The 23,137-nt window shown below is 35.5% G+C and carries 17 protein-coding genes; 11 read left to right on the top strand and 6 right to left on the bottom strand.

The window, feature by feature from the left end:
• Window positions 1-35 precede the first annotated feature (35 nt).
• Window positions 36-1,178 (top strand): MFS transporter, encoded by a 1,143-nt coding sequence (locus tag AC3HD6_RS22135; RefSeq protein WP_488898293.1) that lies wholly within the window; start codon window positions 36-38, stop codon window positions 1,176-1,178.
• 112 nt (window positions 1,179-1,290) lie between these two features.
• On the opposite strand, the gene AC3HD6_RS22130 is transcribed toward AC3HD6_RS22135, so the two are convergent.
• The 5 genes from AC3HD6_RS22130 to AC3HD6_RS22110 form a co-directional block, all read right to left on the bottom strand.
• Window positions 1,291-2,397, bottom strand: coding sequence for a hypothetical protein (locus AC3HD6_RS22130; protein ID WP_488898292.1), 1,107 nt, complete (start codon window positions 2,395-2,397; stop codon window positions 1,291-1,293).
• Window positions 2,398-2,645: 248 nt separating this feature from the next.
• Complete coding sequence (gene putP, locus AC3HD6_RS22125) at window positions 2,646-4,145, bottom strand: sodium/proline symporter PutP (RefSeq protein WP_488898291.1); 1,500 nt, start codon at window positions 4,143-4,145, stop codon at window positions 2,646-2,648.
• Between the two features lie 335 nt (window positions 4,146-4,480).
• On the bottom strand, window positions 4,481-7,048 hold the full coding sequence (locus tag AC3HD6_RS22120; RefSeq protein ID WP_488898290.1) for a M1 family aminopeptidase: 2,568 nt from the start codon (window positions 7,046-7,048) through the stop codon (window positions 4,481-4,483).
• A 58-nt stretch (window positions 7,049-7,106) separates the two neighbouring features.
• Complete coding sequence (locus tag AC3HD6_RS22115; protein WP_488898289.1) at window positions 7,107-7,379, bottom strand: DUF7710 domain-containing protein; 273 nt, start codon at window positions 7,377-7,379, stop codon at window positions 7,107-7,109.
• A 178-nt stretch (window positions 7,380-7,557) separates the two neighbouring features.
• Complete coding sequence (locus tag AC3HD6_RS22110) at window positions 7,558-8,109, bottom strand: REP-associated tyrosine transposase (RefSeq protein ID WP_488898288.1); 552 nt, start codon at window positions 8,107-8,109, stop codon at window positions 7,558-7,560.
• A gap of 444 nt (window positions 8,110-8,553) precedes the next feature.
• Between AC3HD6_RS22110 and AC3HD6_RS22105 the strand changes: the two genes are divergently transcribed.
• The 8 genes from AC3HD6_RS22105 (at window position 8,554) to AC3HD6_RS22070 (ending at window position 20,646) form a co-directional block, all read left to right on the top strand.
• The gene (locus AC3HD6_RS22105) at window positions 8,554-9,435 is read left to right on the top strand and encodes a cupin-like domain-containing protein (protein WP_488898287.1); all 882 of its coding nucleotides are present in this window, start codon (window positions 8,554-8,556) and stop codon (window positions 9,433-9,435) included.
• Between the two features lie 87 nt (window positions 9,436-9,522).
• Window positions 9,523-10,245 carry a hypothetical protein gene (locus AC3HD6_RS22100; RefSeq protein ID WP_488898286.1) on the top strand — a complete coding sequence of 241 codons (723 nt, stop codon included), beginning with the start codon at window positions 9,523-9,525 and terminating at the stop codon, window positions 10,243-10,245.
• Window positions 10,246-10,848: 603 nt separating this feature from the next.
• Window positions 10,849-11,163, top strand: a complete 315-nt coding sequence (locus tag AC3HD6_RS22095) for a hypothetical protein (protein ID WP_488898285.1) — start codon at window positions 10,849-10,851, stop codon at window positions 11,161-11,163.
• A 24-nt stretch (window positions 11,164-11,187) separates the two neighbouring features.
• Window positions 11,188-11,508 (top strand): helix-turn-helix domain-containing protein, encoded by a 321-nt coding sequence (locus tag AC3HD6_RS22090; protein ID WP_488898284.1) that lies wholly within the window; start codon window positions 11,188-11,190, stop codon window positions 11,506-11,508.
• A gap of 281 nt (window positions 11,509-11,789) precedes the next feature.
• Window positions 11,790-12,917: a hypothetical protein gene (locus AC3HD6_RS22085; protein WP_488898283.1), complete on the top strand. Its 1,128-nt coding sequence runs from the start codon at window positions 11,790-11,792 to the stop codon at window positions 12,915-12,917.
• A gap of 540 nt (window positions 12,918-13,457) precedes the next feature.
• Entirely contained in the window at window positions 13,458-13,994 is a 537-nt protein-coding gene (locus AC3HD6_RS22080) for a TetR/AcrR family transcriptional regulator (RefSeq protein ID WP_488898282.1), read from the top strand.
• A gap of 41 nt (window positions 13,995-14,035) precedes the next feature.
• On the top strand, window positions 14,036-14,899 hold the full coding sequence (locus tag AC3HD6_RS22075; protein WP_488898281.1) for a tail fiber domain-containing protein: 864 nt from the start codon (window positions 14,036-14,038) through the stop codon (window positions 14,897-14,899).
• Window positions 14,900-14,997: 98 nt separating this feature from the next.
• The gene (locus tag AC3HD6_RS22070) at window positions 14,998-20,646 is read left to right on the top strand and encodes a hypothetical protein (protein ID WP_488898280.1); all 5,649 of its coding nucleotides are present in this window, start codon (window positions 14,998-15,000) and stop codon (window positions 20,644-20,646) included.
• Window positions 20,647-20,732: 86 nt separating this feature from the next.
• Here AC3HD6_RS22070 and AC3HD6_RS22065 read toward each other — a convergent pair whose 3' ends face one another.
• Window positions 20,733-21,332, bottom strand: a complete 600-nt coding sequence (locus tag AC3HD6_RS22065; RefSeq protein ID WP_488898279.1) for a hypothetical protein — start codon at window positions 21,330-21,332, stop codon at window positions 20,733-20,735.
• A gap of 358 nt (window positions 21,333-21,690) precedes the next feature.
• Between AC3HD6_RS22065 and AC3HD6_RS22060 the strand changes: the two genes are divergently transcribed.
• Window positions 21,691-22,524: a sigma-70 family RNA polymerase sigma factor gene (locus tag AC3HD6_RS22060; protein ID WP_488898278.1), complete on the top strand. Its 834-nt coding sequence runs from the start codon at window positions 21,691-21,693 to the stop codon at window positions 22,522-22,524.
• A 120-nt stretch (window positions 22,525-22,644) separates the two neighbouring features.
• Window positions 22,645-23,001, top strand: coding sequence for a nuclear transport factor 2 family protein (locus tag AC3HD6_RS22055; protein ID WP_488898277.1), 357 nt, complete (start codon window positions 22,645-22,647; stop codon window positions 22,999-23,001).
• Window positions 23,002-23,137: the final 136 nt, after the last annotated feature.

Here is a 23,137-nt window from a genome sequence, read left to right as displayed (position 1 = left end):
TGATAGTCTATTCTGCAAATTTGCACAAAAAAATTATGAAATCGAAAAGAAATCTTTATGTACTTGCATTAGGGATATTCGGGATTACTACTACAGAATTTGGAGTTATTGGAGTATTACCGGAAATTGCATCTGCCTTCAATATCTCGATTGAAAAAGCAGGTTGGTTTCTGAGTGCCTTCGCTTTGATCGTAGCTGTTTTCGGGCCGTTTATGCTGCTTGCATTGTCTTCTTTCAAAAGAAAAAACCTGTTGGTTTCTTCCCTGCTGATTTTTGCTGTGGCTAATATTCTTTCTGCATATATAGGAAATTTTTATGCATTATTGGCGGTTAGAATGATTCCAGCATTTTTTCACCCTGTTTATTGGTCTATTGCTTTATCCTTTGCTGAAAAAATTTCTGATCCTTCTGATACATCAAAATCGATAAGTATTATTTTTTCCGGACTTACACTAGCCACTGTTTTAGGAGTACCATTGGCCACTTTAATGTCTGATTTATTTTCCTGGCAGTCTTCCTTCTTACTTACAGCTGGCATTAACATAGTGGCATTAATTGGAGTACAACTTTTACTGCCGGTCATTGAAAAAGGAACTAAAGCTCAAGCGGTATATGATCTTAAAATTTTTCAAAATAAAAGCCTGTGGATAGGGTTATCTATAGCATTTTTAACCATTGCCGCAATGTATTCTACCTACGGATATATGGCTGACTTTCTTAAAAATGTAACCCATATGAATGGCAAACAGATCAGTATAATGCTTTTTATATTTGGTACAGTAGGAATTTTAGGAAATAAAATGGCAGGAAAATATATGAGCAGGTTTCCGTTACAGACTACTAGTTCATTCCTGATCTTACTAACTGTTATCCACACACTTATCTATTTTAACGGAAGTCATTTTGTTCCTATGATCTGGATTATTGCATTTTGGGGATTGATTCATTCCGGAGGGTTTCTTATCAGCAATATGAATGTGACTTCTTCTGTTTCTGGTTCTTCAGAATTCATCAACAGCATTTTTACTTCCTGTGGAAATTTTGCAGTCACAGCCGGAACTTTATTCGGAGGTTTCTGGATTGCTCATCATGGTATTGGAAACATTATTGGATCAAGTATTTTGATTTTGATCCTTGCTTTAATAGCGGTCTGCATTAAGAAAAAATTTGTAAAATAAATCATTCCGAGTCTTTAAAATCTTAGCGTACTCAGCTGTCAAAAATCTTCTTTATGGTATATAGCTTCAACACTTACGTTTTGCAGCAAGGCAATTTTGTCACAGGTAAGCTTTATTGAAGAGGTCTTATCATATATAATTTGTTCTGATTGGTTGTAAAAAGCTGAAAATTGAGATTGTTATCTGAAAAATACACATAAGGAACATATTCTTTTTCAAGTTCAGCTTTAAGTTTCCGGATGTCTTCACCTTTTGTATTATAAAATTTTTCAGTGGTGAAAATTTCATTAAAGGACATTGCTTTTTTAAATTTTAATGTATCGTCCCGCACCAAAAGCTGGCAGTATAGATCTCCATCCCAACTTTTTACAGTACTGGATATCCCTCCTCCTGATGCACTGATCGTAAATTTATCCAATTGGGTTCTTTGAAAATAGACAGGCATAATATTGGGGAAGCGGTGGGGAGCAAATTCTTCCTTTTTAAAAATACCTTCATTAAAAAGGTTGTTGTTATACCCTGGATTTGCTTTTGTAAATATACTTGATGGAAGTTTAATATTAGTATACATCTGATACCATTTTCCGTTCATATAATAGGTAATCCTTTCTGAATCTCCCTCTTTATCTCCTAAATAATCATCAGCATTTTCTACAATTTTATCATACTGCTTCCGCTGTTCTTCCTCACTCCATTTCAGGTCTTTATTCTGAATAATCATAGGTTTTCTCAATGTATCACCATCTTTTATCCATGTTTTGTAATATTTCTTGTTATAATTCACCAGAAAATCTCCAAATAATAATTCGTGCCAGTTGTCCCGGGTACTTTTGTAGGTATAACGGTCTATAATATTTCCATCTTTATCCAGCTTATAAAAATGATAATCCATATAAAACCGGGTGCTTCCCATTTCATCATCTGTTTCCACTTCTTTCTGGTCCCTGCCTCTTGGGATTTCATTGGTCACAATAATCACGTTTCCTTCTGAACTTATAAAGTGTTGGATCTGAGAATAGCTTTCCCACATCAATTTAATCTCATGATGCCCGAAAGTAATGGATTGAGTACTGTCTATATTCTGATAGCTTTTATATTTTTCAGGCAGTACAGAACGGTTCATCTTATTGAGAAGATAGACATCCAGTCCGCCGAAATTATAATATAAAACAACAACCAATATGAGAACAGCCCCTATAATGATCGATATTTTTTTCATTTCAATGTATGATTCTTTAAAGATAATTAAAATCCTTTCAAAACTTCGAAAACTTTTCACAATAGGCCATGAATACGGCTAAAGGATTATATTATGTAAGTTTAATAAAATCAAAAGCTCACTTCACATTCAAGACTTTAGTTACTTCTCTCTTCCAGTTCCAGCTTCCTTTCCCCATATTACTAAAAAAACAACCCTCGCTTTTGGCAAGGGTTTGTTTTTGTTTTTATATTATATTCGGGTTACCATTATGGTTCCTGCATAATCTTTTTAACCTCATCGAATTCACTTTCAATCACTGCATCAGGCTTGTAAGTGGCTAAGGATACAATAATGTTGGTAAGTAAAGAAAGAACGAATCCAGGAATGATTTCATACCAATCTTTTAAAGGGTGCTGAAGGTATACCCATGCCAGCACTGTAATTCCTCCCACTAACATTCCTGCCAAACCTCCCTGCCAGGTTGTTTTCTTCCATAAAAGAGATAACAGAATCAATGGTCCGAATGCAGATCCGAAACCTGCCCAGGCATTTCCAACCAGATTAAGGATACTGTCTTTAGGATCTAATGATAAAAGTACCGCAATAACAGCTACTAATAAAACGGAAAGCCTGCTGGCAATCAGTAATTGTTTGGGTGTCGCTTTTTTATTCAGGAACGCTTTGTAAATATCTTCGGTCAATGAACTTGAAGTTACCAATAACTGGGAAGAAATAGTACTCATTACAGCCGCAAGAATTGCTGTCAATAAGAATCCTGCAATAAATGGATGGAATAAAATACGTGAGAAATAAATAAAAATAGTTTCTGCCTCGGTTTTTGATCCATCAAATTTCATCATCGTTTCGATATCAAATTTCTGAAGATAGGCTATTCCCACCAGTCCAATCGCTAAGGCGCCGGCAACTGTAAAGATCATCCATGTAATCCCGATTCTTCTTGCCTTAACCAGATCTTTAGGCTTATCAATAGCCATAAAACGAACCAGAATATGTGGCTGTCCGCAGTATCCTAATCCCCAAGCTAATAAAGATACAATACTCACGGTAGTTGTTCCTCTGAATAAATCCAGATATTTTGGATCTTTTGCCTCAATCAGTGATAAAGTCTCCCCCACTCCTCCAATCTCAATAATGGCAACAATGGGTACAATCACTAGCGCCAACACCATAATCGTTCCCTGCACAAAATCTGTAAGACTTACGGCCAGAAAACCGCCTAAGAAAGTATATAAAACCACAACTAAACTCGTCAGCAATAATCCTACAGTATAATCCATTCCGAAAGCTGATTCGAAAAGTTTTCCCCCAGATACCATTCCTGCAGAAGTATAAAGAGTAAAAAATACCAGAATAAAGATAGAAGAAGTGATCTTCAGAAGATGATTTTTGTTTTTAAACCTGTTTTCAAAAAACACGGGTAAAGTAATCGCATTTTGGGCAACTTCGGTATAAATCCTGAGCCTTGGTGCTACAATAATGTAATTGAGGAAGGCTCCAAGCGTTAACCCTATTGCGATCCATGAGCTGGAAATTCCAGACAGATACATCGCTCCCGGAACTCCCATCAGCAGCCAGCCACTCATATCTGCGGCTCCCGCGGAAAGCGCCGTAACAGCAGCTCCCATTTTTCTTCCTCCAATTAAAAACTCTTCTGAGTTACTTGTTGATTTTCTATAAGAATATATGCCTATACCTATCATTAATAACAGATACAACCCCACAGAAATCCCTTCATATAATTGCATATCATTTTTTTTATGAAGCCGAATATAGCCATTTTCTAAGAAATAAGGAGTCTTTAGTCTGGTAATAATGTTATCAGACAACAGGAAAGACAGTGTAAATTTTCAACTGAAAAATGGTTTATTTTTAATTATTTTTTTTGAAAAGCATTGAACACTTAAATCATTAAGATAAGGTTTTTGGATATGTGCTTCGAATGATTATTGGGTTCATCACATAAAATTAAAGTACTTAATATACAATTTAACACCATTATCATTCTGACGAAGGAAGAGTCTCATTTATAGTTTTGATTCTTGTTTCGTCAGAATGACAGAGTGAAATATCCAGCTAGAAGTTATTTCACCAGCTTCTGTGCTCTTCTCAAATTATCTGTCGCCTGTAAGATTTTATTTTTAAGAATAGCATTATAATCAGGATTTTTCAAAAGGAACTGATTGACCACTTCAAACGCTTTTGGATCATGATAACTGCTAAATGTGGAACGGAGCCAGTTATCCGGGAAAAATATATCCCCTGTTTTTTGAATTTCCTGTAAAATATCCAAAGTCTTAGGGAGATAATGAACGGATGTCTGCTGTCTTAATGGATGATGCAGATAACCTAACGCTGATCCTACAGCAGATTCATTAGATCTGTTCTGCTTTTGTATCAGTCCGTTGAAGAAATCATCACGTACTTTCTGATCGGATGAAGCCGCCTGCATAATGATTTTGAAGCGATTCACTCGATCCGGATTTTTAATTCTTGTCAGTTGCTCCTGCAGCAAATCATTATTATTTGAATTTCTCAATGATAAAGCAAGCGCAAGATTTGTGAAATCTTCATCATTAAGCGATACGCCTTGTGGAGGAGTTTGCGACTTCCAGATCTTATACAGATTATCATATGCCTGTTGAGATTGGAAAATACTCTGGTAGCCGTCAAACACAATTTTCTTGTTGTTTTTTGCGGTCTGTACCTGTAATGCTTTCCATACCTTATCTTCTATATTTCCAGATTCCTTCAGTCTGATATTTTCAGGTAAGAAATTCCAATAAATAGAAGAAATATAGCCGGTAATCAAACGAAGGTTCAGTTCTGTAGTTTCTTTAGGTAATTGTTCTGCAAAGAAATTCAATAAATCCCGTTTATTAGCCCCTGCTCCATTCAGCATATTTTCATACAAAGAAATATAAGTGCTGGCACGGTTGATCGGGTCTTTTATCAAAGCAAAATTGGAGATAACCATTTGATCTGTTTTGAACACTCCATACCCTATTCCTGATGAATTTTGCAGGATAAAGAGAGGTTTCAATTTTCCTTTTAATTCAGGAATATCCTGCTGTTTACCTTCCAGTTTTACAGTAACCTTCTCAATTCTGTCAGGATAAAATAAACTGATCTCAAATTCCTGCGGCCATAGTTTAGGTTCTTTTCCATATTCCGGTGTTTGAATACTGGTAAAACGTTCTATCTTATCACCATTATATTTTATATCATAATCGATAACTGGTCTTCCGGGATCATTTACCCATATTTTATTCCAACTTTGCAGATCTTTCGGTGTATGTTTATCGAGAATGGCAATAAGATCTGGCCAACTTGCATTGTTGAAGGCATATTGCGTAAGGTATTCACTGACTCCTTTTCGGAAATCTTCCTCACCGATCAATAGTTCTAACTGGCGCATCATAATCGGGGCTTTGTTATAAATAATTGGCCCATACATCATTCCTGCATTCTGCAGATTATCTAAAATCTGGCGGATAGGATTCGCTCCCAAAGTACGGTCCACAGAATATGCAGCCGGAAAATGAGTAGTTAAAAACTTTATATCATATATACTTTTATCTGAAGACGCTCCGGTACTTTTATCTGCCATAAAATTGGCAAAGACCTCTTTCATCCAGACATCATTGAACCAATCCATTGTCACCATATCACCAAACCAAAGATGAGCCACTTCATGAGCAATCAGATTGGAACGGTTATTCAATTGATTCTGTGTCGCACTTTTATCTAAAAACAAAGTAGAGTTTTGGAATAATATAGCTCCCGGATGTTCCATTCCACCGAATTGAAAATCCGGAATGGCTGCCATTCCATGTTTCTGAAAAGGATGTTTGATACCTGTCCATTTTTCATAATAGGTCAGAGAATTGCGGTACAGTGTGAAAATAGAATCCATACTGTTTTTAATTTTTGCAGAATCGGTTTCACGATATAAAATTCTGGAATCCTGCTGGCTAATTTTCTCTGTATAGTTCTTAAAATCTCCTGCTGTAAAAGAAAAAAGATATGTTGGAAGCAGATCCGACTGATTAAATCTCAGTGTTTTCTGTCCTTGTTGTACAAAGGTGTCCTCCAGCTTTCCGTTGGATATTGCACTCCATTTTTCAGGAATTGTTAGGGTCAAAGAATATTTTGCTTTTAGATTGGGCTGATCAAAGCATGGAAACATCGTTCTTGCACGATCTGGTACAAATAAAGCATATAGATATCCGTCACGTCTGTTCAAAGCTCCATTTCCTGCCAGAAAATTGAAATCGATCTGGTTGGATCCCGACTTCAGATACTTGACATCAATAACTACATGCTCATTTTCCAGAACAGGTTTTGTCATTTGCCCGTTCACAGATACAGATAAAAGTGAAGCAGGGTCTTCTTTAAAGTCTATGAGTAATGAGGATTCATTTTGTTTCTTATAGTTAAATGTAAGAGCTTCAGTTCCGGAAATTCTTTCTGATTTACTTTCAGGAATTTTCAGATGAAGCTCATATTTAATATCACTTAATGTGCTTTTTCTAAACTGGGCCAATTCATATGATACTCCAGATTCTATCTTAGGTAAAGATTTTGTTTGTGCATGATAACCACTATTGAAAACGACAAGAAATAATGCTAATAGACGTACTTTTTTCATACATCAAATATAAGGATTGGAAGCTAAGGGAGAAACATCAATCGAAAATTGCATTAGCTTATACCTTTTCTCCATTTTCAAAATGGAAATGCTCTATTGATGCACATGTAAATTGTTGAATAAATTTTGATTCTTTATGGTGCTCATTTTTAACCTTAAAAAAATCGTTCTCTATAGCCCAATCATAAAGCCCTTCATCTACAGGATATTGGCTTACTATTCCGGTTAGCGAGTGTTTTCTGATCCATTGTTCTGCCTGTTCTGTAGTGGTAAAAATACCAAAAGGAAAACGAGCTCCCTCTCCTACAAAAACATATATACTATTATTCATTACTTTTCTTTTAATATTATTGATGAAATTTGATTCTCTATTTTACTTTCTCCCAGCAAGAGGAAACAACTCTTTAGAAGCTTCTATTTTTAAAATATATTCTGTCATTTGTTATTATATACTATTATTATTCCCTTTCGCTGGCGCGAGCTTCAAGCTCGTGTCCTTATCAGTATCATCATAAATTCACATCTATCTCTAATATCTCCTGATAATCATCACAATAATTTCTAGCACTGCTATATTTCCATTCCCATGGCCCTAATACAAATCCACTTTCAACAGGATTTTGATGAATATAATTCAACTTCTGCTCAAATACTTTGAGAGACCATATCTCTATTGGCTTATTATGCTGTTGCCAAAACTGGTATTTTTTGACGTTTGAATTTCCCTTTCCTGCTTTTTCAAACATCCATAATAACGAATCTTTTCGACTTTCCTGGGCATTTTCCTCAATAGTTTTTAATAATTTTCTTGCTGTAAATTCTTTAAAATCTCTAATCAATTCTGCTGGCTTTCCCAATTCTGAACGAAAAAGTAGATGAATATGACTAGGCATAATACAATATCCAAAAATAGACATCCCTTTATTTTTTCTACAGTAATCTAATGCATTGATAACAATATCAAAATATTCCATTCGGGTAAAAACATCTATCCAAAATACGCTCGCAAAGCTTATAAAATAGGCTCCTTCTTTTTCATGAAATTTGTATTTTCTGCTCATATTCTAAAATAACAAATTTTCACATAGCTGACAATCAATATTTTCAAATATACGAATGAGATATTTTCATGTGGGCACGAGCGTGACGCTCGCGCCAGCGAGAGGACAAAATACAAGAGGAAAAGCGGCTTTCTCTCCTACAAAAATATATACTGTTTTCATTAGTTTTCTTTAAAAATTATTGGTAGAATTTGGTGGTCCATTTTGCTTCCTGCCAACATGCTATATAAAACTATGTTTTATGATGTAACTCAAGCAATAACATTTTTAAAAAAAATAAATTTATTTTAAGCAAAAAAACACACAAATAACCTTATTAATAAACGCTTTACAATAAAAAACATCCTGTTACTTTTTTATTTATTTATATTAATTCCAGATAAACAAAATTATTTTCATCTATTATCATAAATTATTAATAATTTAGCGGGATAATTAAAACGAATGGGCATACTCCTTAAACCAATTGATATTGTAGATGATATTTCACAAGAAGATTTCCGTGAAAAATATTTAAAGCCTCGCAAACCGGTGGTCATCAAAAACATGGCTAAAAATTGGCCTGCATATCAAAAATGGACCATGGAGTATATGAAAGAAGTGGTTGGCGATGTTGTTGTTCCTTTATACGACAGTGCTAAAGCTGATCCTGCGGCTCCTATCAATACACCTACCACCAAAATGCCTTTTGGAGAATATGTGGATTTGATTCAACGGGAACCTACAGATCTGAGAATCTTCTTTTTTGACCCGATCAAATTTGCGCCTAAGTTACTGGATGACTATATCCCGCCTAAGAATCTGATGGGTGGATTTTTGGATAAATATCCTAGTATGTTCTTTGGGGGTAAAGGCTCTGTGACTTTCCTGCATTATGATATCGATATGCCTCATATTTTCCACACACATTTTAATGGAAGAAAGCATGTCCTTCTTTTCGAATACAAATGGAAAACCCGTTTGTATAAACTTCCTTATGCTACTTATGCTTTGGAAGACTATGATATTGCCAATCCCGATTTTGAAAAGTTTCCGGCACTAGACGGTATTGAAGGGATAGAGTGTTATCTGGAACATGGAGATACTTTGTTTATGCCTACCGGCTGGTGGCACTGGATGAAGTACTTGGATGGATCTTTCTCACTTTCTCTTCGTGCATGGGATAAAAGCTGGGCTGTAAAAGCTCATTCTCTATGGAATCTAGCCATTCAGCGTAATTTTGATAACTTCATGAAAGGGAGGTATAAAAAAAGATACATGGACTGGAAGGAAAGAAAATCCGTGGAAAGAGCCAATAACGCTTTGAAGAAAGGTCTTCCTAAATAAACATACTTTAATTCGCTGGTTATATGCAATATGCAATTTAAAAATGATTAAATTGCATAGAGAACCCGTTCCCTTAATACCTGGTGTATGTTTGAAAAATTGATTGACAGTTTCGAGAAGCTGTGTCTTCAGATTATTATTGAAATATTGCTGGTTCCGATAACTATCTTCAAATTGTTTCAGGATCCACGTCGTTGCTATGATCTTTCCGTACATGAAATGGAGAAAGAAGAAACTGAGCGATTTCGTGATTATTTGTCTCCTATCAAACTTTCAGTTTATACTTCAGTGATTGTATCTGTGCTTTTAATGGATTATGGCGGAGAACAGAATTTTCTGTCAAAGATCAAAGGATTAAGTATGGTGGAAAAAGCCTTATTTATTTTCTTGATGAACAATTTTACGGCCGTCATTTTCAGCGTAATCTTATTATGGTATAAAAAAGAAAAAGTGAATACGATAACCTTCCGTACTTTACTTTTTTCCTTTATCTATACTACGGTTTATACTTCTACTCCATTTTTTATCCTGATCTTTTCGGTGATGTTTCTAGGACAGACCATCAATGTCCAATCTTATTTAGACCACCTTGATAACCTGACCCGTTCCGGAACCTATAGTTGGAGAGACAAATTCTTTTTTATCATTTTCATTGTGTTTTTTATCATTGGAATCATTGGATTGGTAAAACTATTCAAAGCCCTGCATCATATTCTGAAAGAAAATTTCCGTTACCATCCTTATGTAGTATGGTTTTTTACCTTATTGTTTTTTCTTATACAGCTTTATTATACGAAAGGATTTATATAAAATATTATTTCTTAGGTCCTATTATTCAATTTGCTTAAGAAAAAATGTAATATCTATGTCCCAAAATCTATAATTTGACTTTATGATTCTCTTCAAAAAATTATAAAAACAGGCTCTTCATTTCTTTTCAACATACTACATTTACCCCTCGAAAAACACAAAACAAACTGATTTACAATATATTAAAAATATGTATAATGTAAGTAGGTATACATTATCATTCATATAAAATTGTTTTTCATTAACATTGTATTCATATAAAACACAAAAGATTTTCTAATCCAATCTCATGGATTGAAAGTTATGTTCTTGTAAAAAGTTACAATCATGGTAAAAAAATTATTTTAATTATTCTCACCAATGTATTTATTGTTATTATCAGGAAAACGCAAGTAGGAATTAGCATTTTATTTTTATTACTATTTGGGAATCAGTAGATCTCTATAAACATGTGGCAGGGAGATCAATAAAAAAACACAAAACCATATACCGATGAATCTGAAGGAAATACATATTGGTCAACTCATACACGTAAGAGTTGAAGAAATGGAAATAGAAACTGCGCGTTTATGCAGTTACTTTAAATGCACGGAAAATGATCTTATGAAAATATACAAATCTGAAGATATTTCGGCAGCATTACTTTTAAAATGGAGTAAGCTATTGGAATATGATTTTTTCAGGCTCTATTCCCAGCATCTCATTTTCTATTCTCCGCCAGTTGTTAAAAATGAACGTAAAGATTCTGAATTTAAAACCTCTCTGCCACAATTTAGAAAGAACATCTACACCACTGAAATGATAGATTTTATTCTGGAAATGATCCAATCCGGAACAAAAACCAAACAGCAAATCATCAAGGAGTACAGGATTCCTAAAACTACATTATATAAATGGATTGAAAAATATTCCTCATAAATCAACCATCATTTTTATTATTATATGAAAAAGTATCACGAACCCAACTATAGGCGTATTTTCACAGACATCCTTACCAAAAAATACCCTGAGAAACTAGAAACCTGCAGCCCAATTCTCAGCAAAAAAGAACTTACGACATTGGATGTTTTACAGCTGAACAAAATTATTTTTAATACTGGATATACAGACATTAATCAAAAACACAGGTCATTTAATGAAACTTCTATTTTACAGATTCTGGAATATCAAAAAATACACAAGCTGAATAACAGCCAACTGGCAATTCATTTCAGGCTTAGCAGGAATACTGTTACCAAATGGAAAAAACTATTTTTATCATGAAAAGAAAATACTTTTAATAATTTCTCTTATGTTATGATTTTATTTATGATCTAAATGAAGATTTACAAGAAAAAATCATCCCTGGAAAAGAAGCATAATACTAGGTTTAAAACCAACCAGTCTATTTATATTGAAAATGATCCCAGATACACAATATGCAGCGGCTCTACACAATTTGAAAAATATATTTATAGGGTATTTCATTACACAAAACATATTACATTTTACTCTTGGATAATTTTCTACGTCATGCAGTTATTAACTTTTTACAATATATAATTATGAAAAAAACTATTTTATCTATTATGGGTATTATTACTTTTAACAGTTTAATAAATGCTCAGGTAGGAATTAATACCACAGTTTCTAAAACGACATTAGATGTAAGTGCTAAAAGAGATGCTTCCGGAAATATTACGGATAACACCCAGCTTATTGGGCTACAAGCACCCAGAATTACCCGAGGTGAGCTTACAGCTAATACAGCAGCTTATGGAACAGATCAAAGAGGAGCACTGGTTTATATTACCGATACAGCTACTGGTAATACAACTGGTTCAAGGGTTAATATGGATACTGTCGGATATTACTACTTCGATGGAACTTTATGGCAGAAAATAAGCGGTGGTCCTGGCTCAGTTAATATTTATACATCCAATGGTACTCTCGGAGCTAACCGTACTGTAGTGATGGCAGATAAAACACTTGCTTTTACATCAGCAGCGAGTACCGGAACCAATCATTTCAGTGTAGATGGTACAACTTTTAGCCTTGATGCCGTCAATGACCGTGTGGGTATTGGAACTGATACTCCTTCTCAAAGACTGGATGTAGGAGGTAACGCAAGGATTAGAAATCTTACCGATGCAAATTCAGCCCCTAATTATCCAAGAACTGTAGTGGCCCAAACGGATGGTACTCTTGGATATGTAGAACAAACAGTCACTTTAAAAAAACAGGTTTATGTTGCAAATGTCGCGGATGATACCAAAACTGTATTATTAGATAAATTTGAATTTAGATTAAGAGATCTTAATAACGGGACGTCAATCCCGGAATTCAGGCTTACGGCTAACCCGGGAAGCAATATCAGTGTTTTTTACCATATTGATGAAAAATGGAACAGTGCTACCAACAATTTTGACAGCAATACAACTACAGGAACCAGTGGACGCCGCCGCTTTATAACTCTTGAACACCCAATTACTACAGCTAACTGGAGTACTTGGTCTCCATTTAATGGTACTGCTGCTAATGTAAACGGACAGGCTAGAAATATGGATGAATTCTCTGCTACAAATATTGCAATACAGTATGCTAACGATCCTACTGTATATGTGGTAGACTTTAAAATCATCGATATTCCTAATAATCCGGAAACCTACTCTATTCTCGTACAGAAATACTAATAACCGGAAATCTTTTAATTCAAGCGTTATCTGATTTTATGAATACATCATAATGAATCCTGGATTTTAAATATGATCAGCTCCTACAAACATACACTGTAGGAGTTTTTTTATGATGTTCCCTTGTTGATTTTAATATAATCTGGGGTATTGATCATGCCAAGCAGATTTATTATTAATACAGACTTATATTAATCTAATCTGAGTTCAGTTGAAAAATTAAGATTTGGATTAAAAAGGCTGGAAGATTGAAGAGGGAAACTGGAAGCTAACAACCGGATTGGATATTCTCCGAATTACCATAAAACTGGATAGATTAAATTAAAATCCTACTATAATTGTTTTGAGAACATGAATAGCTTCCTTCATACAACTTCAGACTTCCTTACTTTATTAAAAAAGAAATACTTTATCCTGAACTCAGTTAATTTAGTTAACATAACTCTTTATAAATCTATATTTTAGGTTTTTTTCAATGTTTTTTTAACAAACATACCAGTCTGTTCATATTTTAATTACATTTGTGAAAAACTTTGACCCATGTCCAAACCTCGTGAAAGAATATTAAGTACAACTTTGCTTCTGTTTCATAAGCAAGGTTTTAACAGTACCGGCATCAATCAGATTATTGAAGAAGCTAAGGTTTCAAAAGCAAGCTTCTATCAACATTTTAAGTCAAAAGACGAATTATGTATTGCATTTCTCAACAAAAGATATGACTATTGGGTATCTGAACTGGAAAAGTTCATTACCGGAACTTCAACACCTGAAGAAAAAGTCTTGAAATCTTTTGATTTTCTTATTTATATGAATGAAAAAGAAGATTTCAGAGGCTGCAGCTTTTGGAATATTTTATCTGAAATACCAGCTGATAAAGAGGAAATTCATACAACTCTCCGTTATCACAAGAATAAGCTGAGAATATTCTTCAACGACGAAATGAAGAATGAGACAGCAGCAGCACATGTTTATCTCCTTTTTGAAAGTTCAATACTTACCAGCCAGCTCTACAGGTCAAACGAATTCATTGAAACCTCCAAAACGATTATTAAAAATATACTTCATACCTCACACTAAGGAAGTATTAAACATACTCAAATAAAAAGCAATTAAAAACTATGCAAAACTCTACTTTTGTGCAGAAAACTTATTCTGCAGTGTTCAGGCTATGCCTCATCGGAAGTATTACTACCAGCTTGCTGATGTATTCCCAAACAGGGGGCAAAATTGGGATTAACACCCCCAACCCAAAAGCTACTTTGGATATCAATGCTAAAACAGACGGAAGTTCCCAGGCTGAAGGGCTGATGATACCAAGACTTACGGGAGATCAGATTCAAACCATGACAGCAAGTATCCAGCCGGGAACGGAATCCCTAATGATCTATGCAACCGCTACTCCAGTATCCCCTACTTCTAAGGTCTCAAAGATCACTCAGCCAGGTTATTATTTCTGGAATGGAAGCAATTGGGAAAGTATGGGGGTAAACTCTAACCTCTATACCTCGGATGGAGCCATCACAACTTCTTTGCCCGCAAGAAATGTAGATTTGAATGGTAAAAATCTTGTCTTTTCCGGAACTGGAAGTGTAGGGATTGGAACCACTCCTTCTGCAACAGCTAAACTGGATGTTGCCGGAACAATAAAAGCCAGTGCTATAGATTATAATTCTGATGAAAGATTAAAGCAAAATATCGTTGAATTGCAATCTTCTCAAGAAATCATCAACAAGCTAAGACCTGTCTCCTATTTTTGGAATAATACCGGAAAAAAGAAAGGCGGAAATGCCCAGCTTCAGTACGGTCTTGTTGCTCAGGAGGTAGAAAAAGTGCTGCCCAACATTGTAAGCACTGACAGTGAAGGCTATAAATCAGTCAATTATAACGAATTGATTCCTTTATTACTACAAACCGTTCAGGAACAGGGCAAAAAAATAGAAGAATTACAGAAAGAATTGCAGCATCTGAAAAAAACCAGATAAACTTCATCCAGGAACACCTTAATTCAAAGGTGTACCATGTTTAGCAAAGATTGAGACAGAATTTCTCAGTCCATTACCAATTTTGTAATTCTAAGAACATGAAACATAAATTATATTTCATAGTATTATTCCTGGCCTGTCAACTGCTTCTGGCTCAGAATAATTATTATTGGGTAGGCGGCACCGGCAGTTGGAGTGATCTGAATCACTGGCGAATAGGGTCAGCATCAGGACAAGCAGCTACGATTATTCCTTCACGGTATGATAATGTATATATTACTTCAGGAAGTGGCTTTCCTGCCAGCGGAGGGACGTTAACGATTCCATCGTCTGCTACCTGTAAAGATTTCATTATAGATGATTCCTTTACAACGAAGCTAAGTTTTCCCTCAGCAAGTATTTTTAATATCTATGGAAATCTGAAATGGAAGTCAAATGCTACAGCATTATACAGCCTTACGGTAAATCTCTTTTCAGAAAGTTCGAATCCAACACCCAATTTGATTGATATTCCAGACAATATGATTGATCCATCCTATATCAGCGGTAGTTATCAATCTGCTATTAATCTTAAAGGAAACGGTACTTTCAAACTTGTGAGAAATTTCGCCAGCAATGGTTTTTTCAATTTCAACATCAATGAAAGTGCTTTTTTAGATACGGATCATAAGAATATCAATGTGATGGTATTCAATCATACTTCTACAGCAGCTTCTAATTTCAGATCTTCAACGATAACTACCTCAAGCACAATGACGTTGAATTCAGCAGCCAATCTTACCCAGGCAACCGTTTCTTTTCCCATGCTGAACATACAGACTATCCAGAATATCAAAAAGATCCTCCTTACTGCTTCAGGATATGCTCAAATAGCAGGCGGAAATATGCTGACAGTAGATGAAGTAACCGGTGTGGGTACGTCTGGAGCTAATTTTACTGGATCTCAGTTTAATTTTAATACGTTCAATGTATACTCATGCATTATTAACACTGATCTTTTGAAAGCCAACGACATCGTTTTAGGTGATGGAAGCGCTGAAATGCTGGGAAACCGATTTGAGATTAAGAATATGACCCTTGGCAAGGGAAACAACATATTCAGAGCAACACAATTTGATATCAATAATCTTACGCTGAATGGCGGACAGTATAATTTCCGTCAGACTTCAGGTCCTGTTTCTTATTTCCAGGTTAATCAAACTCTTACGGCGAATGTTCCCTGCAACGGAATCATTCCGAAACTTGCAGCTGTAGATCCTGCATTACCGGTGAATCTTATTCTTCCTCCCTCTATCAATGGAAATGGAGCCATGTCTTTTAATGGATACCATTTAGCTGCGGTAAAACTTACAGGAGGAGCTTCTGTAACTGCGGGAATAAATGGAGGAAACAATACAGGAAATATTACCTACCCGGGAATCACAGCAAAAACGTATTATTGGATAGGCGGTGGTGGCAGCTGGAGCGATCCTGCCCATTGGTCTTTTAGTTCAGGAGGAGCTTCTGCCAACTGTATTCCTATTATGTATGATGATGTTATCTTTGATATCAATTCGGGATTTACAGCCGGAAATAACAGTATTAATAATGGTGGATCGGTTGCTTCAGTAAGGAATATGACTTGGAATAATGCTCCTGCGAGCCCTGTTTTCAATATTACCACTACATTATATGGCCATCTTTATTTCCAGAAAGATATGTCTGCCCCTGTAACCATTAATTTCCTTAAATATAATACAGCAGATCCAATCATGGACCGTTACATGAGTTTTGAAGGCCAAAAGATAACTCAATTAGCCATCACAGGAAATGATAATTTTTATCTGATGCCTTCTAATTCCGGAACTCTTTATGATCTTGAAGTGGGTGGAGTTTTCAATTTTGACAACAATGCTTTAACAAGTAACCTGTATGCTGACGGAAGAAAAATAAAAGCAGGTGAACTGTGGCTGGGAGGTAATAACGTAAATATAGATAATGCTTTATTGAACCAAAACACCTTAAATATTTTAACCAAACAAACTATTACTGCACCTAATACCTCTGCATACCTCCAAAATTACAATGGTCGTTATTCCAGTTCAGGAAATACCAATCATTTTTTCGGTACAATCTATAAAGAGGGAACCAGCATTGGAAATATGCAGTATTTAAATACAGATAAATTCCAGGTGAACGGAGGAGACTTAAAATTTTTTGGAAACAATAAAGCAAAAAATGTAGTCATTAATTCCGCATCTAATCTTACCATTTGGGATAACACTGTAAAATTAATTATTACTGACAGCTGGCTATTCAACCGTGCAGACTGTGATCTGGTTCTTACCTTTACAGGCCAGGGCGGCAATAATCTGATTCTGGGAAACAATATCAACGGAAATGGATTCGTTGAGCTCAACAGAATGAATATTTCAGGGATCAATGCAGGGTATGTTACTCCTGTTACAGGAGCTAAACCAATCAACGCCAGCAACTCTATAGACAGTGGAAATAATTCAGGAATCAACTTCATGGCTTCTACTGCTAAAAACTTTTATTGGAAGGGAGGCAACGGAAACTGGAATGATCTTAGTCACTGGTCTTTGGACCCATCAAGCACAAGAACTACAGCCAACTGTGGTCTTCCTACCATTAATGATAATGTTTTCTTTGATCAATATTCAGGGTTCTCTACAACCGGAATTACAAGCATACAGCTTACCAATGATGTTTCGATTAATGACATTACCTTCAGTGGATTAAATCCGGGATCAAGATCTCATTTTACTGGAAATAGTAATTACTATAAAATGAATGTGAACGGAAATATGGTTTTACATCCTGGATACTATGATGCCGGCTATTTCAGTGGATTTACTTTTACCAATATCAGTAAAACTAGTGGTATTGTAAAAAATGTTACTCCCAACGGGGCTACAGCTGCCTTAAATTTCTCCGGTGATGCTCAATGGAAAATGAACAGAGGAATATCACAATATGACCTTATCGGCTCTTCAAGCATCAGCCAAGCTGATGTCCCCAATAACAGTCTGGATATAAGTGGTACAGTAATGAATCTGAATATCTTTAATCTTAATGGCTCACAATTGATAATGGATAATGCAGATCTTACGGTGAATAACAGTTTTATAGTCAACACTAAACAGCCAGTTATAAAGACTTCCAATAGTGTGATCAAATTATTCAAATCTTCCGGAGGTTCTGATGCAGATATTAACTTCAGCAACGTAAATCATTATTTCGAAAAGATAGAATACACCAATACCACAACGAATACAGATTATATCATTTCTTTTAACTTTCCAGGTGGTGTGATTAATAATTTCATCATTCATTCCGCAACGAATTCAAGAATTGATAAAGTAAACCCATCTCTTGTTCTTAAAGCCAACACAGCTGTAAATCATCTGATTATTGAAAAGAACAACTATGTTACTTTAGACGGAGGAAATCTACAGGTAAACCAATCTTTGAAAATGCTCGGCGATTGTTTAGACAGACTTACTTTTGCCGCAACCGGTGCAACGTCAAGAACATTAATTCTCCCTAATTATAGTAGTAATCCAGCCAATTATACCATAGATAAAGTACAGATAAAGTCTATAGCATCTTCCGGTGGACAAACATATACTGCTACTGGAAGTACAGATCTTGGTGGAAATACCGGAATTAATTTTCAAAATGCCATTCCTTCTACTCCAAGAAACCTTTATTGGATCGGAGGACAGGGATTGTGGAGAAATCCACAGCACTGGTCACTCACATCAGGAGGAACGCCTGTTTCAGGTTGTGACATTCCAACAGCCGTTGATAATGTATTTTTTGACCAGAACTCAGGCTTTACAGCTTCTTTAAATAAAATACAAATCAGAGGAGCTTATCTTTCCAAAGCTAATAACGTTACTTTCAATAATGCAGCCAACCAGCCGGTTCTTGATTTTACTACAGATGGAGGAAATCCTTATTATCTTTCTGTATATGGGAACCTTACCCTACAAAGTGATATGAAAATCATTATACCCATGTCTACTTTCGGATTGAGCCGGAATATTATTATGTCCCAGGGAACATCCAGCGGGAAAACGCGGTACATTGATACAAAAGGAGCCTTTATTCACCTGAATATTAATGCTCAGGATTATTTTGAACTGAAAAGCCCATATCAGGGAGATATTAACTTCCTTAACGCTGCAGGGTTCAAAACCAACAACCATCCTATGACACTGGTTAACTTCAGTTGGAACCAGTCTGTTAATAATAACCCGGTTGTGGATCTTGGCCAATCGCTCATTACGGGAACGAGAAGTAACAGTGCAGGAACGACCAACTACTATATGCCCTCTCTTCCTTTTTATAATTTTTACTCACCTTATTTTTATATCAACACCGGAAATAATCCATTAACTTTAAATGCTGCTGATATAAAAGCTGATCTGGGATATTTTACCACCAATACTCCTGCAGGTTTTAATTTTGGAGACCTTACCGTTTGGAAAGATGGAATTGTAAACACTGGAACAAAAGTATGGAATTTCAATAAAATGACTTTCCTTGGAAGCACTACTACCAATAGTGTAAGTACATTGAGCTCTGCAGGAAAATACAAAACATTATACTTCAATCCAGGATCTTATCAGGTTGACAATAACCAGACTATTACTGAAAATCTTTTCATGACGGGAACGCCATGTAACAGAATTTCCGTACTGAAATCTACAGTTGGACAAAATACAATTAATCTGGACCCTACAGCAGCATACACCATGTTTTATGCTTCTATCAGGGATATGAATTTCTCCCGCCCGGTAAGTGCTTATGGAAATAGCCAGGATCTTGGAAATACAGCTAATCTTTCTATTATCCCTACCGATGTTCAGGCTGCAGGATTTGGCGGAAATAAGGCTATTTGTGGCTCGGAATTTCCTAAGACCTACAACGCTTCCTCTTTATATGGTACGGATCCTAATGCCACCTATACCTGGACTAAACTTAATAATCCGAATTCAGGAGTGATAAGTACCGGACCTATGGTTACCTTTACACAACCAGGGAACTACAGGGTAAATGTAACTTATAGTCAGGACGGATGTAATATTACAGAAGATTTTACTATTTCTTCTATTGCAGTTCCTGTAGATAACACTATATCTTCAGCCATAAGTGCTTCAAAACAAGCATCAGGAGATATACAGGTAAAGTTTAAAGGTTCTCTTCCCCAAACGTATATTTTTACTTATACCATAAACAACGGTCCAGACCAGACCATTACTTCTGCGGCTAACGGAGAAGCCATTGTACTCCACTCTAAAGGACAGGCAGGAACAGTGGTATATCGTCTCAAGAGTATTCGTTTTGCAGCTGGAGAAGCATGTCCTGTTGCGATAAATAATAAGGAAATTGTTGTGAATATTAATCCGGATTGTCCTACTCCGGGTGTTGTAATGCTTATGGATAATATACTCAGAGGCTGTACTTCTGATATGGGAGCAAGACGCCTGTCTGAATTAACTCCAATAACAATATCCAATCCTCCAGCCGATGCAGGAGTAACAAGACTTATTTCAGGAACGGGAATAGTAGTGAAAGAAGGCAACGATGTATTGATGATCCGAAATATAAATGCCCTTCCGGAAACGCTTACGCTTCCAGCCCATAAATCTCATATTCAGGGCGCAATTATTTATCACAATGACCATTTCTATGAAGGAGTAGAAAACGGAAAATGGATCAGAGTAGATAATGATTAGAAGTTTCCAAAAACTCATTCAAACCAACTAATAACCATGAGCCGCATTGAAGTCATTTCAATGCGGTTTTTATTGATTAGCACCAATTATTCCTTCATCCTATCAAAGAAGGCCCTTATCATTTTTGAGCTTTCCCCAGGAGTTCTCTGGGGAACAATTTCCCCGAATTCGTCTGTAGTAAAACGTCCTTTAAAGACATCCGGCATCCTTTCATATTGTTCGTTCACCTGATTCAGAAGTTCTTTAAATGAAACATAATTGTATTTTTCAACCAAAAACGGCAACGCATTCTTCCCTCTTAATAGTTCATATTCCTGGTAATTATAAGGAGTTGTTTCCTCAGTTTTGCCCAATGAGATTTTAAGTTTATCAATAAGTTTTACAAGCTCTTTTTCTTCTGCAAACTGAGCCAGCCCACGCAAAGCGTATACTTTCATATCATGATACCTTTCTTTTTTATAGGCCTTTTCAAAAAATGGATGAAGTTCAGGATCTTTATGATTATACAGTAATTTGAGAATTCTGTTACGATAAGAAATCTCTTTGGTCGTTGTATAAATCCTGATCAAATGCTCTAAATCTTTAGACGTGATATCTTTAGCATTAAGGTCAAATAATGCTGTCTTAAAATCAGGATGTTTTTGTTTAGCATTTTCATCTGTTAAAATCTCCGGGAATAAGCTCATATTAAGGTAATTTTTAATTTGGATAATTCTCATGTGCAAATTGGGAAAAAAAATTATAATGATAGAATAGTTATTTTAGGTTTTGGCTAAAGCCAATGGAATTTTATTTTTTATTTATTGAGTGGCTGGGCTAAAGCCCACCCCTATTGATGTTGATATCCGAGTGGATATACACAAACGTAATAGTTGTTTAACGACAAGATCTTTTATCTTTTATCTTTTATCTTTTATCTTTTATCTTTTATCTTTTATCTTTTATCTTTTATCTTTTATCTTTTATCTTTTATCTTTTATCTTTTATCTTTTATCTTAAACTTGTCACATTTTCTTCACTAAGTTTGTCTTAAAAAGAAATATCATGCAGGAAAATTACAACAGGCTTCTTACCTATGCCTACAATATCACTGGTTCTTATGAAGATTCTCAGGATTTGGTACAGGATGTCCTTGAAAAATATATTTCTTTAGATAAATCTGAGATCAGGAATGAAACCAATTTCCTGATCAAGAGCACAATTAACCATGCGATTAATTTTAAAAACAGACACAGCAAAAAAATGGTGTTTGGAGAATGGCTTCCTGAGCCCCTTTCTTTCGAAAATGCAGAAAATAAGCTAATTAAGGAACAAACTACCCGCTATACCCTGCTTGTTCTTTTGGAAAAACTGAATGCAAGAGAACGTGCGGTATATATTCTTAAAGAAGCTTTTGATTATTCTCATCAGGAAATTGCAGAAACCCTCGATATTTCAGTAGAAAACTCCCGAAAGCTTTTGAGCCGGGCAGCAAAGCAATTACGAGGTATAGCCTATAAACCAGACAACGTCAATACCTCAATTCATACTGATATCCTCCAAAAATATCAACTGGCATTGAGTGAAGGAGATGTTCCTGATATTGAAAAACTACTTATTGATGAAATAAGACTGTCTGCAGACGGTGGAAAACGTGTTCGTGTTATCAAAGCTGTGGAAGTTGGGAAATCAGCAGCGGCGCAACTTCTGGCTTATGTACAACAGCAGTTTCTGGGTAAAAAACCTCATACTTTCCACATCTTTAATCATCAGCCGGCCATTTGTTTCTGGCAGGATGATCGTATTTATAATTGTCACATTCTGGATATTGATTCTGAGGGAATGATCCGTGAAATTTACTCCATTGTTGATCCGGAAAAACTAAAAAGACTGCAATAATGGTCACGTTTTAATTAAGAACGGTGTCTTTATAGAAAAGTATATGACACAATCTTTAGAATCGACAGTAGTTTAAATAGTGTTACAGCACTCTGAAATTTTAAAACAACTCAACTAATTATGGAACAGATTAAACAGACCATCGAACAGTTTATTAAAGGAGGTGACCATAGTAATACGACACTTCTGGAAGAAATTCTTCACGAAAATTATCAGAATATCCAGGATGGTTTTTTTGATAAACTAGGGATTTTTGTCATCCCGAAACAGGAATACATTGGCTTGATACGGAATAAAATATTTGGTGGAAAACCCCGTAAGATTACCTACCATTCTCTGGAGCAGAAAAATAATATTGCTTATGCTCAGGTTTCTCTTGAAAGTTCAGCATTACGATTTTCATCCCTTATCACCTGCGTCCAGGAAAACGGAAAATGGCAGGTGATCACCAATATTCCTTCTATAGAAATTAAATAGTGTACAGGCCACAAATGCAAGAATAATAAATAAACAAAGTTAATTCGTGCGTTCGTGGCTAAATTTTATAATTTTTTTTTCAATAAACTGTTTACAAATGTTATCGTTTATCCATCAATATCAGATGTAATTTTGT

The organism is Chryseobacterium sp. II3a (assembly GCF_057815135.1).
This window is presented reverse-complemented; position numbering and strand designations above follow the sequence as displayed.

Excerpts from the sequence above, each read along its gene's own strand:
- AC3HD6_RS22120 (WP_488898290.1), bottom strand. The coding sequence starts at position 7,048 with ATGAAAAAAGTACGTCTATTAGCATTATTTCTTGTCGTTTTCAATAGT.
- AC3HD6_RS22055 (WP_488898277.1), top strand. The coding sequence starts at position 22,645 with ATGGAACAGATTAAACAGACCATCGAACAGTTTATTAAAGGAGGTGAC.
- AC3HD6_RS22130 (WP_488898292.1), bottom strand. The coding sequence starts at position 2,397 with ATGAAAAAAATATCGATCATTATAGGGGCTGTTCTCATATTGGTTGTT.
- AC3HD6_RS22095 (WP_488898285.1), top strand. The coding sequence starts at position 10,849 with ATGAAAATATACAAATCTGAAGATATTTCGGCAGCATTACTTTTAAAA.
- AC3HD6_RS22110 (WP_488898288.1), bottom strand. The coding sequence starts at position 8,109 with ATGAGCAGAAAATACAAATTTCATGAAAAAGAAGGAGCCTATTTTATA.
- AC3HD6_RS22115 (WP_488898289.1), bottom strand. The coding sequence starts at position 7,379 with ATGAATAATAGTATATATGTTTTTGTAGGAGAGGGAGCTCGTTTTCCT.
- putP (WP_488898291.1), bottom strand. The coding sequence starts at position 4,145 with ATGCAATTATATGAAGGGATTTCTGTGGGGTTGTATCTGTTATTAATG.
- AC3HD6_RS22090 (WP_488898284.1), top strand. The coding sequence starts at position 11,188 with ATGAAAAAGTATCACGAACCCAACTATAGGCGTATTTTCACAGACATC.
- AC3HD6_RS22070 (WP_488898280.1), top strand. The coding sequence starts at position 14,998 with ATGAAACATAAATTATATTTCATAGTATTATTCCTGGCCTGTCAACTG.
- AC3HD6_RS22085 (WP_488898283.1), top strand. The coding sequence starts at position 11,790 with ATGAAAAAAACTATTTTATCTATTATGGGTATTATTACTTTTAACAGT.
- AC3HD6_RS22100 (WP_488898286.1), top strand. The coding sequence starts at position 9,523 with ATGTTTGAAAAATTGATTGACAGTTTCGAGAAGCTGTGTCTTCAGATT.
- AC3HD6_RS22075 (WP_488898281.1), top strand. The coding sequence starts at position 14,036 with ATGCAAAACTCTACTTTTGTGCAGAAAACTTATTCTGCAGTGTTCAGG.
- AC3HD6_RS22105 (WP_488898287.1), top strand. The coding sequence starts at position 8,554 with ATGGGCATACTCCTTAAACCAATTGATATTGTAGATGATATTTCACAA.
- AC3HD6_RS22135 (WP_488898293.1), top strand. The coding sequence starts at position 36 with ATGAAATCGAAAAGAAATCTTTATGTACTTGCATTAGGGATATTCGGG.
- AC3HD6_RS22060 (WP_488898278.1), top strand. The coding sequence starts at position 21,691 with ATGCAGGAAAATTACAACAGGCTTCTTACCTATGCCTACAATATCACT.
- AC3HD6_RS22065 (WP_488898279.1), bottom strand. The coding sequence starts at position 21,332 with ATGAGCTTATTCCCGGAGATTTTAACAGATGAAAATGCTAAACAAAAA.
- AC3HD6_RS22080 (WP_488898282.1), top strand. The coding sequence starts at position 13,458 with ATGTCCAAACCTCGTGAAAGAATATTAAGTACAACTTTGCTTCTGTTT.